Genomic DNA, 12854 nt, shown 5'->3' with positions numbered 1-12854 from the left:
ACGCGGCGGGCGTTTCGAACGGCTGCCGCCGCTCGAGTCACTTTTCTTTTGCTGGCCCACGCACGCGCAGGAGCGCGTGCGAACGGCGAAGCCGGCCCGAAGGGCGGAGGGCAGGATGCCCGGAGTAAAAGAAAAGTAACCCAAAGAAAATGGCCTGATAACGCCCGCAGCATCGTGCTGGGATAAGCCCGAACGCTCGAGGCGCGTCTGGCGGGACAACCTCCGAGGGTACACAGCGGGTACTTCCAAGCGCTGCGCAACGCGCCCGAATCGCTGAGGACTTAGAGCGGGGCCTCGCTGCGCATTGGCTTCGGGCATCGCCCCCTCCTTTGCCGCGCCTGCCGCTTGTCTGTGGGAGCGCACCCTGTGCGCGACAAACCTACGGAGCGGTACACCGCAGCGTGGCTGTCGCGCACAGGGTGCGCTCCCACATGAGGTATCGAACAAAAAAAGCCCCGGTTTGCGCCGGGGCTTTTTTTATCGAAGCGGCGCGTCGATCAGCCGCCCAGCTTCTCCGCCAACAGCTTCTCCAGCTTGCGCTGATCCACAGCAAACTTGCGGATACCGTCGGCAAGCTTGTCGGTGGCCATGGGGTCTTCGTTGTGGCCCCAGCGGAATTGCGCTTCGGTGATTGGCTTGGGAGCCGCCTGAGTCGCACCGTTGTCATTGAGTGCGCGCTGCAGCGGTGCGCTGTCCTGGTCGAGTTTTTCGAGCAGGTCGGGGCTGATGGTGAGGCGGTCGCAGCCGGCGAGGGCCTGGATCTGGCCGATGTTGCGGAAGCTGGCGCCCATCACCACGGTCTTGAAGCCGTGCTGCTTGTACCAGCTGTAGATGCGGCGCACCGACAGCACGCCCGGGTCTTCTTCCGGCGCGTAGGTCTTGGTGGCGGTGTTGGCGACGTACCAGTCCATGATGCGGCCGACGAAGGGCGAGATCAGGAACACGCCGGCTTCGGCGCAGGCCACCGCCTGCTCGAAGGAGAACAGCAGGGTGAGGTTGCAGTTGATGCCGCGCTTTTCCAGCTGCTCCGCAGCGCGGATGCCTTCCCATGTGGAGGCTAGCTTGATGAGGATGCGGTCGCGCGACACGCCGTGCTCCGCATACAAGCCGACCAGGCGCTCAGCCTTGGCGATGGAGGCATCCACGTCGAACGACAGGCGCGCGTCCACTTCGGTGGAGACGCGGCCGGGCACGATGTCGACGATCTTGCGACCCACGGCGACGGCGAGGTGATCGCTGGCGTCCACCAATTGCTGTCCGCGCGAGTTGCTCTGGCCCTTGGCCCACGCCACCGACTCTTCGATCAGCGGCGCGAACTTCGGATTCTCGATGGCCTTGAGCAGCAGCGACGGGTTGGTGGTGGCATCCACCGGGCGCCAGCGGGCGATGGCTTCGATATCACCGGTGTCGGCGACCACGGTGGTGTACTGGCGCAGTTGTTCGAGTTGGGAAGACACGACGATATCCGGCTTGGAAAACGCTGATTGTCCACCCTAAGCGTCGCGCGGCAAAGTCGATTCTGAGGTGGTCCGCTCATCGATCCCGGTGACGATGCGGGCATGGCGCTGGTAGGTCCAGTACGCCCAGGCCCAGTCCAGCATCACCACCAGCCGGTTGCGGAAGCCGATCAGGAAGGCGATGTGGGCGATCAGCCAGACCCACCAGGCCAGCAGGCCCGAGAGCTTCACGCGTCCAAACTGGGCGACGGCGGCCATGCGCCCGATGGTGGCGAGCGAGCCGTCGTCGCGATAACGGAAGGGTTTTGTGGCGGTCTCGCCGCGCAAGCGCGTCTTGAGCGTGGCCGCGGCATGGTGCCCCATCTGCTTGGCGGCTGGCGCCACGCCGGGCACGGGTTTCCCGTCGGCCTGGGTCACGCTCGCCAGGTCGCCGATCACGAAGACTTCGAGATGGCCGGGCAGGCTGAGGTCCGGTTCGACCAGTACGCGTCCGGCGCGATCGACCGGCGCGCCAAGGCGGGCGCCCAGCGGCGAGGCCGCGACGCCGGCCGCCCACAGCACGGTGCGTGCCGGATACGGCGTTTCGCCCAGCATCACGCCGTGCTCGTCGATGGCGGTGACGGAGGTGTTCAAACGCACTTCTACACCCAGCTTTTCCAGCTGGCGCCTAGCCTTTTCGGTGAGGTCGGGGGCGAACGCCGGCAGCAGTTTCGGGCCGGCCTCGACCAGCAGCACGTTTGCCATGCGCGGATCGGCGCGACGAAATTCGCGTGGCAAGGTGTGGCGTGCGATCTCGGCGAGCGTGCCGGCAAGTTCTACACCAGTGGCGCCGCCGCCGACCACCACGAAATTGAGCCAGGCCTGCCGCTTCGCCGGATCCTCTTCACGCTCGGCGCGTTCGAACGCGATCAGCACGCGACGGCGGATGGTGAAGGCGTCTTCCAGCGTCTTCAGCCCCGGCGCATAGCGTTCCCACTCGTCATGTCCGAAGTAGGCATGCGTGGCGCCGGTGGCGACGATCAGGGCGTCATAGGGCAGTTCGCCTTGCGCGAGATGCACGATGCGACGATCGAGGTCGACGTCGAGCGCTTCGTCCATCAGCACTGTGACGTGTTTGTCCTTCTGCAGGATCTGCCGCAAGGGCGCCGCGATCGACGGCGCGGAAAGGCCCGCCGTGGCGACTTGGTAAAGCAGCGGCTGGAACAGATGATGGTTGCGACGGTCGATCAGCGTAACGCGGACATTGGCGTCGGCGAGTTCACGCGCAGCGGCCAGGCCGCCGAAACCGCCGCCGAGGATGACGACATGGGGACGTGGGTCGGACGATGCGTTGCCTTCCATCGGATGCTCCTACCTGAGGTGAGTATCGTGGAGGTCGCGCCGTCGTCGCCCGGTCAATAGAGATCGATCGGGTCCACGTCGAGCGACCAGCGCACGCGACGCGCCGAAGGCAGCGTCGACAATGCGGGATACCAGGGACGCAGAGCGCCATGCAGCGCGCCGCGCGTCTCCGCTTCAATCAGCAACTGCCCGCGATGGCGACCGGCGCGCAGCGGCATGGGTGCAGGCATCGGCCCGGCGAGCTGCAGCGGCAGGCCAGCCAGCGCCTGCGCCGCCTCGGCGAGGAAGGCATCGACGTGCTCGCGCTGGTGCGCATCGGCACGCAGCAGCACCTGATGTCCGTACGGCGGCAGCTGCACGGTGCGCCGTTCCTCGAGCAGGCTCTGCGCCGACGCGGCATAGCCTTGCGAGAGCAGCTGGCGCAGCAGCGGGTGATCCGGATGATGGGTCTGCAGCAGCACGCGGCCCGGTTTCTTGGCGCGGCCCGCGCGACCAGCCACCTGTACAACAAGTTGCGCGAGTCGCTCGCTGGCGCGGAAGTCCACGCTGAGCAAGCCCTCATCCACGCCGACGATGGCGACCAGGGTGAGGTTGGGCAGGTCGTGGCCCTTGGCCAGCATTTGCGTGCCGACCAGGATGGCGGGCTTGTCGTCGTGCAAGCCTTCCAGCAGTTGTTCGAACGAATCGCGGCGACGCGTGGTCTCGCGATCGATGCGCAACACCGGCACGTCGGGGAACTGCGCCGTCAATGCTTCTTCCAATCGTTCGGTGCCCTGGCCCTGCGGCTTGAGATCCGGCGCCGTGCATGAAGGGCATTGCGCCGGCGGGCGCGCGGTGTAATCGCAGTGATGGCAAATCAGCGCGCGACGCCCGGCATGGAAGGTCATCGGGTGCTCGCAACGCGGACACTCCGCGTGCCAGCCGCAGCTGTAGCACAGCAGCACCGGCGCATAGCCGCGACGATTGCGGAACACCAGCACCTGTTCGCCGCGCGCCACGGTGTCGCCCACCGCGGCGAGCAGGGCAGGCGAGAGACCGTGGTCGAGGCGTTGCGCACGCATGTCCACGATCTGCACCTGCGGTGCGCGCACGGCGCCCGGTCGCGCACGCAGATGCAGCGCGCGATAGCGGCTCGCCTGCACGTTGGCCAGCGATTCGAGCGAGGGCGTCGCGGAGCCGAGCACCACCGGGATATTCAGCGCACGGCCACGCAGTATGGCCAGGTCGCGTGCGTGATAGCGAAAGCCTTCCTGCTGCTTATAGGCGCTGTCGTGTTCTTCATCCACCACGATCAGGCCGGCATGCGGCAGCGGCGTGAAGATGGCCGAGCGTGTGCCAAGAATCACCTTGGCCTCGCCCGTCCGCGCGCGCAACCAGGCGCGTGCGCGATCGCCTTCGGCCAGGTTGGAATGCAGCACCTGCACGGCGACGCCCAGGCGATCGCGCAGCCGGCGCACGGTTTGCGGCGCGAGGCCGATTTCCGGCACCAGCAGCAGTGCCTGCTTGCCTTGCGCGATCACGTTTTCGATCAGGGCGAGATAGACCTCGGTCTTGCCGCTGCCGGTGACCCCGTCGAGCAGAAACGGCTGAAAGCGGCCGAGCGATTCGCCGATCGTCTGCACGGCCTGCTGCTGCTCGTCGCTCAGCGAGGGTGCTTCGGTGAGGCGGGGTGGTTCGGCGGCATTGGACTGGGTGCGTTCGATCAGGCCGGCCTGCTCAAGGCGTCGCGCCGCATCGCGCCAGCCGGGCAGCATCTCGTGCAGCAGCTCGGCGGTTTGCGGTCCGCGGGAAAGAGCATCGAGCAGGGCGCGACTGCCACCGCGTCGGCTGCCGGCATCCAGCGCGCTGCGTCCGCTCTCGGTGAGCGCCCAGGCTTCGTCATGCAGGTCCGGGAGCGGGCGATCCTCGCGCAAGGCCAGGGGCAGGGCATTGGCATAAGCCTCGCCGGGGGCGCCCAGCCAGTAATCGGCGGCACGGGCGAGGGTGGCCATCAATTCGGCGTCGAGCAAGGGGGCATCGTCGAGCACCCGCAGCACGCGCTTGAGCCGGCCATGACTCACGGCCGACTCCACGTTGGCTTCAACCACCACGCCCACCGACTTGCCCTTGCCGAACGGCACCAGCACACGGCTGCCCGCTACCGCCTCACCGCTGGCCGGCGGCAGATAGTCAAACAAGGTGGGCAGGGGTACCGGCAGGGCGACGCGAAGGACGGCGGGCATGAATACCTCTCGGCACAACAGTGTAACCGGGCCGTTCCACCCCGTCAGATATCAGCCGGATGAAACCCTCTCAAAATCTGTTTGAGGGCTTGGCCGCGGCTTGCAGGGTCTTGCTGCCTCGTCATCTAGGAAAGAGAGCTAAGTGACTATTGGCAGGGGTCTTTTGAGCTTATCCACAAGGTCTGTGGATAACTCTGTGGATGGTGCGTTGAGGGAGGCCTCTAGGGCGCATGAAAACGCCCTTCCGTACGCGCTGTTCAAGTTTTAGCCAGCAACTAAAGCCAAGTAAAAACAGCAACTTAAAATTTTCGCTATGGCGGGGTTCATCTAACTGCCACAGGCATGGGACTTGCCTTGACAGCCGTGTGACGCTGTGCAAAACCCCGCTTGAAAGCGCTTTTGAGGTGCCGCGAAACCGCGCCGCTGCGCGATTTGTGTGTGATTTGTGTCACAAAAGTTCGCGCGGCCGCGGACTAGTTGGCGATGCCCAGAACCGCGGCAAAGGTGAGCGCAAAAGTGGCCATGAAGGTGTAGCACCATCCGACGAACAGGTATTTCAGGATGGTCACGAACCAGCCCTGCCGGTAAACCCGCTTTTGCATGAGCAGCAGATAGGCCAGCGCCCACGCTCCGAGCCCCCAGGCGGCCAGGACAAGGGGCGTGCCCAGCCAGTGGGCGTGGGGCACCAGCCAGCCGTAGAGCAGATACACGCCCATGCCCAGCATCAGGGTCAGGAATAGAAAGGCGTGGCTGTGCAGGGCCACGATCAGGTGTTCCATGTAGAGCCGTCGCTTGAAGATATAGGTGAACTTCAACAACAGGGCGAACAGCGGCATCAGCACGAACATGGTCTGTGGCAGGACGTGGAACACCGCGGCGGTGATGCGCTCCTGCGCCTCCGCCGCGCGCTCGCCGCCGGCCTGGATGTCGGTGACATTGGCCCCGGCCCGCGCCACCGAACGGTTGAGACTGTGGTTGAGCGCTTCGGGCAGCCAGGAGATATGGATGGGCGTCGACTGCAGCGGAATCGATTCGAATTTGGTTTCGGCGACGCCCGTGTCGGTCAACGGCGATGCACCCAGCTGGGTCAGGCGATGGTTGGCGTGGTCGCGCTCGATGCTGAGCGGGCGATTGAAGTTCTTGCTGCCTTTCTCGTCGGACTGGCCGGCGGCCGCCTCGAGGTCCTTGCGCACTTGCGCGTAGTGCGTGCGAACCGCGCTGGGCGTGAGGTCGTGCGCAAATTGCCCGGTACCTTCGCTTGCCTCGCTGTGGACTTTCAGGATGTCCAGATTGCCCACCACCAGATGGCACATGAAGAACGCCAGCAGCGACAGCACGAACATCAAGCGGAACGGCGCCACATAGCGCTGCCGGCGGCCTGAGAAATACTCCAGCGTGAGGAACCCCGGACGCAGGAACAACGGGGGCAGGGTGTGGATCACGCGACCGTCCACATGAAGGACCAGGTCCAGCGTGTCTTCCACCATGTGATGCATGGGGCGCAGCACGGTGTGGATGGACTGCCCGCATTCGTGGCAGAACTCCCCCTGCATCGGCGCGCTGCAATTGGCGCAATGCACGCCTTCGAACGACACGATTTCCTTCTTCATGCGCCTCCCCCGGCAGAATCAGCGGGCGATCTTGGCACAAGCAGCCAGCGCAGACAGCTGCCGTGGGCTCGTTTCCCCAGCCGTTGTCGGAAGGCACGCAGCGGGCCTGCGCTAGAATGTGCGGCCAAGGAGTCTCTTTATGCTGTCTTTCCGCCCCGATCGCGCCAGGGTGGCGCGCGAGGTCGGCGCCACGGTGCGTCTTGCCCTTCCCCTGATCGCCGCGCAGCTCGGAGCGGTGGGTCCCAACGTCGTCGACGCCATGCTCGCGGGGCATCTGAGCGCGCACGTGCAGGCCGCCGTTACCACCTCGATGAGCATCTGGGCGCTGGCCCTGGTCAGTGGCCTGGGCATGATGATGGCGGTACCGCCATCGGTGGCGCAGCTGGACGGCGCCGGTCGTCGCCATGAGGCGGGGGCAGTGTTCGTGCAGGCGATGTGGCTGGCCTTGGGCATGGGCATCGTGCTGTGGTTTCTGGTGCGTCATGCGACGCCATTGATCGACTGGATCGGCGTGGTCCCTTCGCTGCGCGCGGACGTGACCCGTTTCCTGCACGCCATCAGCTGGGCTGCGCCCGCGTTGACGAGTTATTTCGCGATACGCGGCCTGTCCGAAGGCCTGTCGATGACGCGTCCCTCGATGTATTTCAGCTTTGGCGGCCTGGCGGTGCTGGCACCGCTGGGCTACGTGCTGATGTACGGCAAGCTGGGCCTGCCAGCGTTGGGTTCGCTGGGCAGCGGCATCGCCACCGCCACGGTGCTCTGGCTGGAAATGCTGGCATTCCTGTGGTTCGTGCTCAAACATCCGGCCTACAACGACGTCAATCTGCGTGGCGGGCTGGCTTGGCCCAAGCCAAAAATGATCCTCGAGCTGTTGAAGATCGGCGGCCCGATGTCGATCACCCTGCTCGCCGAGGGCGGCCTGTTCGTGGCAGTGGCGCTGGTCCTTGCGACGCTGGGCGAGACGGTGGAGGCCAGCCATCAGGTGGCGCTGAATGTGGCGACGGTGGCTTTCATGGTGCCGCTTGGCCTTTCGATGGCGATCACTGTGCGGGTAGGCAATGCCGTCGGCCGCGGTGATGCGCAGGGCGTGCGTTACGCCGGCCTTTGTGGCGTCGGATTGGCGGTCTGCGTGCAGATCGTCTCCTCGACCGTGATGCTGACCGTCCCTCACTTGCTGGCGCGCCTGTACACGCATGACGCGGCAGTGATCACGCTGGCGGTGCAGCTGATGGTGCTCGCGGGGCTGTTCCAGTTCCCGGACGGCATCCAGGTGACCTCCAACGGCGCGCTGCGCGGATTGAAAGACACCCGCGTGCCCATGGTGATCACCCTGTTCGCCTACTGGGGCGTGGGGATGCCGATCGGGTGGTGGCTTGCGTTCCACCATGGCATGGGCGCCCGTGGCATGTGGATCGGCCTGATCGCCGGTCTCACCGTGGCCGCCGTGCTGCTGCTCACGCGCTTCTGTCGCCGCGCGTTTCACCACCAGTGGCCGCTCCCCACCTGACCCAGGACTGAGGCTTTCGGCGCAGCCGGCGACCGCCAATGGCGGCAACCGCCATGTGCCGTTTGCCCCACATGACCTGCGCCCCGCGAACAGCTACGCTGTGATGGTCATCCTGAGGAACCAAGCAATGACGGAGCGCCGCCCCAACGGTTTTTGGGCCTTTCTCTGCGTCCTCGGGCGCGGCATCAACATCGTCAGGCTGACCATACTCAACCTGGTGTTCTTTGCGCTGCTGCTGATCGTGCTGCTGATCATCCTGGTCGGCTTTGCCGGCGCACGCACCGAGCACTTCATCCAGAGCGACAGCGTGCTGGTCATCCAGCCCAAGGGCGAACTGGTCGAGCAGTACAGCATCGAGCCGATGCAGCGTGCGCTGGCCAGCCTGTCGGGCAATCCGCCCAAGCAGATCCAGCTGCGCGACCTGATCGGCTCGATCGACGCGGCCGCCAAGGACTCGCGCATCACCCGCATCCTGCTCGAGCCCAGCGAGCTGCAGGGCGGCGGCTTTGCCGCGCTGCGCGAGGTAGGCGCCGCGCTCGATCGCTTCCGTGCCGCGGGCAAGCCCGTGATCGTGTGGTCGCCCAGCCTGGACCAGGGCCAGTACTACCTCGCCGCCCATGCCGACCGCGTGCTGGTCGATCCGCAAGGCGGCGTGATGATCACCGGCCTAGCCAACTACCGGCTGTTCTACAAGGACCTGCTCGACAAGCTGGGCGTAGACGTGCACCTGTTCCGCGTCGGCCAGTTCAAGAGCGCGGCAGAGCCTTACATCCTCGACCATGCCTCGCCCGAATCGAAGGAAGCGGACAGCTTCTGGATGGGCGGCCTGTGGGATACCTACATCAACGAAGTGGCCAAGCTGCGCAAGCTCGATCCGGCCACGCTGCGTCTGGACATCGACTCGCTGCCCGAGAAGATCGCCAGCGCCAAGGGTGACCTGGGCCAGCTCTCGCTCGACCAGCATCTGGTCGACGGCGTGGCCACGCCGGCCGAAGTCATTGCGATGATGCGCAAGGAAGGCGTACCCGCCGGCAAGAAGGGCGAGGGTTTCCGTCAGGTCTCGCTGCAGCGTTATGCCGATACCATTTCCGAAGACAGCTCGACGACGCCGGGCGTGTCGGTGGTGGTGGCCGAAGGCGAGATTTCCGGCGGCAAGCAGCCGCAGGGCACCGTGGGTGGCGATTCCACCGCGGCCTTGATCCGCGCTGCACGCGAAGACAAGCGCACCAAGGCGCTGGTCTTGCGCGTGAACTCGCCGGGTGGCGAAGTCTATGCGGCCGAGCAGATTCGCCGCGAAGTGGCGTTGACGCGCGAGGCCGGCATTCCGGTGGTGGTATCGATGGGCAACGTGGCCGCCAGCGGTGGCTACTGGATCTCGATGAATGCCGATCGCATCTACGCCGAGCCCAATACCATCACCGGTTCCATCGGCATCTTCGGCATGGTGCTCACCGTGCCCGGTACCCTGGACAAGCTGGGCGTGAAGAGCGATGGCGTGGGTACCAGCCCGCTGGCCGGCGCATTCGACATCACCCGTCCGCTGGATCCGAAGGTGGGTACGGTGATCCAGGCCACCATCGAAAAGGGTTACCGCGATTTCGTCGGCCAGGTGGCCAAGGCACGCGGCAAGCCGTACGACGCCATCGACACGATTGCGCAGGGCCGCGTGTGGACGGGCCAGCAGGCGCTGGATCGCGGCCTGATCGATCAGCTCGGTGGTCTCGGCGATGCCGTTGCCGACGCGCAGCAGCGCGCCAAGCTCGGCAAGAGCGCGCCGGTGCGTTATGTCGAGGAGCCGCTGGGCGGCTTCGAGCAGTTCGTGATCAGCCTCAATGAGAACGCGATGGTGCAGATGGTGCAGTCCTACGGCGTGCAGCTGCCGTCGTGGGTCGCGCATGTCGACGCGTTCGCACCGGAGCTCAAGCTGCTGCGCACGGCGCAGTCCGGTCGGCCGAACGTGTACGCCTATTGCTTCTGCACGCCGCGCTGAGTCGAACGATCCGCTAGTGGAGCCGTCGCCGGATTCCGGCGGCGGCTTTTTTTGCGATGGGCGTGCAGTGCGACTTGACGATGCCCGCCTCGCAGATGGACGGCTAAACGCCTACTCGATGGCGGCGCTGAAATAATCGCCGTGGCGTTCGACGCACACGGGCATGCCGAACGTATCCGAGAGCAGCGCGTTGGTGAGCACCTCGGCCTTGGCGCCTTGCTTGAGCAGCTGTCCATCGCGCAGCAGCACCACGTGCTGGATCTCGGGCAGGATTTCCTCCACGTGATGCGTCACCAGCAACAGCGTGGTGCCCTGGCGTGCGAGGCCGCGCAGGTTTTCCAGGAAGCGCCGGCGGCTTGCCATGTCCAGGCCCGCGCAGGGTTCGTCGAGCAGCAGCGCCTTGGGCCGGTGCACCAGGGCGCGCGCGATCAGCACGCGCCTCGCTTCGCCGGTCGAAAGGCTGGCCATCGAGCGGCCGAGCAGATGAGTGGCGCCCGCTTGTTCCAGCGCTTCTGCGGCGCGCTCGCGCATGGGCGGCGTGACGCGGTGGTCCAGGCCCAGCCGCTGCGCCGCGAAGAAGCTCGACAGCACCGCTTCGGAAACCTCCAGCGTGGCATCGCTGGTGCAGTCGTGCTGCAAGGACGGGGAAACGATGCCACGCAGTCCGCGCAGATCGGAAACATGCCAGCGCTCACGTCCAAACACGTGCATGGCAGCCTGGCCGTCGCCGCGTGCGAGCGGATAGAGCTCGCGTGTGATCAGGCGCACCAAGGTGGACTTGCCTGCGCCGTTCGCACCGAGGATGGCGGTGTGTTCGCCCGCACCAATGCGCAGGCTGAAACGGTCGAGGATCAGCCGCTCGCCGCGCATGACGCTGGCATCGTCGATATCAAGCAGTGGAGCGGAGGCAAACTCGTCGTGATGGGCGTTCATGCCGACACCATGCACGTCCAGACGTCCACTGCCAAGTATCGAGTCCGGGATGGGTGGCTTACTGCTGGGCGGCGTCCAGTTGTTGCTGTTGTTTCTTCGCCTGCTCGTCCACCGTTTTCTGCACGTCGGCGGCGCGCTGCTTGGCCTTCTCCATGTCGTCCCAGGGCGTGGCAACGCGCGCGGTGCTGGCAGCGGCTGGCGCCGATACCGGTGCCGGCGGCTTGCCGGAGCAGGCGACCAGGGAGAGCAGGCACAGCAGGGCAGCGAGTCGTTTCATGCAGGAGCCTTGAGTCGGGTTGGAGTCGGTGTCGCGCCCATGGTAGCGGGCAGTGCTTGGCGGGAAACGTGGTCGCGTTCTAAGCTCGGCCCATGAACGCACGCATCGACGCCTGGCAGCTGCAGGGACACACCGCCTTGATCACCGGTGCCAGCAAGGGCATCGGCTACGCCACCGCCCGCGAATTGGCCGCGCTGGGCGCCAATCTGCTGCTGGTGGCGCGCGACGCCGACTACCTGGAGCAGGTGCGCGTGGAGCTGGTGGACGATTTCCCCGGCATCGACGTGCTGGCCTTTGGCGCCGATCTTGGCGAACAGGAAGAGCGCCTGGCGGTGTTCGACTGGATCGCCGATCTTGGCGCACCACTGTCCCTGCTGGTCAACAACGCCGGCGGCAACCAGCCCGCGCCGACCTTGGCCTATCGCGAGGACGACTACCGCGCGATCTTCGAACAGAACCTGTTCTCCGCCTTCGAGATGTGCCGTCTCGCCCACCCGCAACTGGTGCAGCACGCGAACGCGGCGATCGTGAACGTGGGCTCTGTTTCCGGCATCACTCATGTGCGCACCGGCTCGGCCTACGGCATGTCGAAGGCGGCGCTGCACCAGCTGACGCGCAATCTGGCGGCGGAATGGGCAGCTGATGGCATTCGCGTCAACGCGGTGGCGCCCTGGTATATCCGGACGCAGCGTTCCGAACCCGCGCTGGCGAATGACGAGTACCTGGATGAGGTGCTCGATCGCACGCCGTTGCGGCGGATCGGGGAGCCGGAGGAGGTGGCGGCGGCGATCGCGTTCCTTTGCCTTCCGGCTGCCAGTTATGTCACGGGGCAGGTGTTGGCGGTGGATGGGGGGTTTTTGAATTATGGGTTTTAGGGGGTGGTGTGTTGAGGATGAGGCGCTAGCGTTTGACGCTTTGACGCTTTGACGCTTTGACGCTTTGACGCTTTGACGCTTTGACGCTTTGACGCTTTGACGCTTTGATGCTCTCAGCCCGTCGTCACTCGCCGGGCGGTTTCTTTCTCTTCATTGCTGCGAAAGCAGGAATCCAGTGACTTTGCGCCCGGTCGTCGCGTCATCGCGATCTGGCTCGCCTGCCGCGGGCTTTCGTGCCGCTGCCGCGGCCCGAGTTACTTTTCTTTGCTTGCCCAAAGAAAAGTAACCAAAAGAAAGGGCCCCCCGGATGACGCGCCTTCCGGGCCTATGGCCCTCCAGGTGCGCGGGCGGGTTACGGGGTTTTTCGACAGGACATCCCTGTCCTGTCGAAAAACTGGCCGCATCCCTGCGGCCACCCTTCGGGCTTTCCTCCACCCGCCCGCCGCGTCATACGGGGACCCCGAAGGGCGAGAGCCTGATCAAGAGCCTGATCAAGAGCCTGATCAAGAGCCCAACGCTCGGCGTTGCGGGGCCGGCCGGTCTTTTGTAGGAGCGCACTTGTGCGCGACCAACCGGAGCGATGCACCGCGACGCTGCGGTCGCGCACAAGTGCGCTCCTACAAGGGTGACGCAGGTATGGGG

Annotated in this window: 9 protein-coding genes; 3 read left to right on the top strand and 6 right to left on the bottom strand. The window is 65.5% G+C overall.

The features are described from left to right. Positions 1 to 497: 497 nt before the first annotated feature. From tal to AC1DKY_RS21395, 4 genes are all read right to left on the bottom strand, one after another. The gene (gene tal / locus AC1DKY_RS21410; protein WP_441604762.1) at positions 498 to 1457 is read right to left on the bottom strand and encodes a transaldolase; all 960 of its coding nucleotides are present in this window, start codon (positions 1455 to 1457) and stop codon (positions 498 to 500) included. Between the two features lie 36 nt (positions 1458 to 1493). Continuing rightward, positions 1494 to 2798, bottom strand: a complete 1305-nt coding sequence (locus AC1DKY_RS21405; RefSeq protein ID WP_441604761.1) for an NAD(P)/FAD-dependent oxidoreductase — start codon at positions 2796 to 2798, stop codon at positions 1494 to 1496. A gap of 53 nt (positions 2799 to 2851) precedes the next feature. Beyond that, a complete protein-coding gene (locus AC1DKY_RS21400) occupies positions 2852 to 5020 on the bottom strand; it encodes a primosomal protein N' (protein ID WP_441604760.1) in 2169 nt (722 codons plus the stop codon). A 473-nt stretch (positions 5021 to 5493) separates the two neighbouring features. Further along, positions 5494 to 6630 (bottom strand): DUF3667 domain-containing protein, encoded by a 1137-nt coding sequence (locus AC1DKY_RS21395; protein WP_441604759.1) that lies wholly within the window; start codon positions 6628 to 6630, stop codon positions 5494 to 5496. Positions 6631 to 6769: 139 nt separating this feature from the next. On the opposite strand from AC1DKY_RS21395, the gene AC1DKY_RS21390 reads away from it, so the two are divergent. Together AC1DKY_RS21390 and sppA are read left to right on the top strand one after the other, a co-directional pair. Continuing rightward, entirely contained in the window at positions 6770 to 8137 is a 1368-nt protein-coding gene (locus AC1DKY_RS21390; protein WP_441604758.1) for an MATE family efflux transporter, read from the top strand. A 127-nt stretch (positions 8138 to 8264) separates the two neighbouring features. Then, positions 8265 to 10127 carry a signal peptide peptidase SppA gene (gene sppA / locus AC1DKY_RS21385; protein ID WP_441604757.1) on the top strand — a complete coding sequence of 621 codons (1863 nt, stop codon included), beginning with the start codon at positions 8265 to 8267 and terminating at the stop codon, positions 10125 to 10127. A gap of 111 nt (positions 10128 to 10238) precedes the next feature. Here sppA and AC1DKY_RS21380 read toward each other — a convergent pair whose 3' ends face one another. Then, complete coding sequence (locus tag AC1DKY_RS21380) at positions 10239 to 11060, bottom strand: ABC transporter ATP-binding protein (protein ID WP_477180046.1); 822 nt, start codon at positions 11058 to 11060, stop codon at positions 10239 to 10241. Positions 11061 to 11118: 58 nt separating this feature from the next. Further along, a complete protein-coding gene (locus AC1DKY_RS21375) occupies positions 11119 to 11337 on the bottom strand; it encodes a hypothetical protein (protein WP_441604755.1) in 219 nt (72 codons plus the stop codon). A 92-nt stretch (positions 11338 to 11429) separates the two neighbouring features. Here AC1DKY_RS21375 and AC1DKY_RS21370 point away from each other — a divergent pair, with 92 nt between their 5' ends. Then, complete coding sequence (locus AC1DKY_RS21370) at positions 11430 to 12212, top strand: SDR family oxidoreductase (protein ID WP_441604754.1); 783 nt, start codon at positions 11430 to 11432, stop codon at positions 12210 to 12212. Positions 12213 to 12854 lie beyond the last annotated feature (642 nt).

The sequence above is a fragment of the Dyella sp. 01N448 genome, assembly GCF_056399225.1.
This window is presented reverse-complemented; position numbering and strand designations above follow the sequence as displayed.

Bases quoted from the DNA above. Each gene is read 5' to 3' on its own strand.
- AC1DKY_RS21405 (WP_441604761.1), bottom strand. From the start codon at position 2,798: ATGGAAGGCAACGCATCGTCCGACCCACGTCCCCATGTCGTCATCCTC.
- AC1DKY_RS21400 (WP_441604760.1), bottom strand. From the start codon at position 5,020: ATGCCCGCCGTCCTTCGCGTCGCCCTGCCGGTACCCCTGCCCACCTTG.
- AC1DKY_RS21395 (WP_441604759.1), bottom strand. From the start codon at position 6,630: ATGAAGAAGGAAATCGTGTCGTTCGAAGGCGTGCATTGCGCCAATTGC.
- AC1DKY_RS21390 (WP_441604758.1), top strand. From the start codon at position 6,770: ATGCTGTCTTTCCGCCCCGATCGCGCCAGGGTGGCGCGCGAGGTCGGC.
- sppA (WP_441604757.1), top strand. From the start codon at position 8,265: ATGACGGAGCGCCGCCCCAACGGTTTTTGGGCCTTTCTCTGCGTCCTC.
- AC1DKY_RS21380 (WP_477180046.1), bottom strand. From the start codon at position 11,060: ATGAACGCCCATCACGACGAGTTTGCCTCCGCTCCACTGCTTGATATC.
- AC1DKY_RS21375 (WP_441604755.1), bottom strand. From the start codon at position 11,337: ATGAAACGACTCGCTGCCCTGCTGTGCCTGCTCTCCCTGGTCGCCTGC.
- AC1DKY_RS21370 (WP_441604754.1), top strand. From the start codon at position 11,430: ATGAACGCACGCATCGACGCCTGGCAGCTGCAGGGACACACCGCCTTG.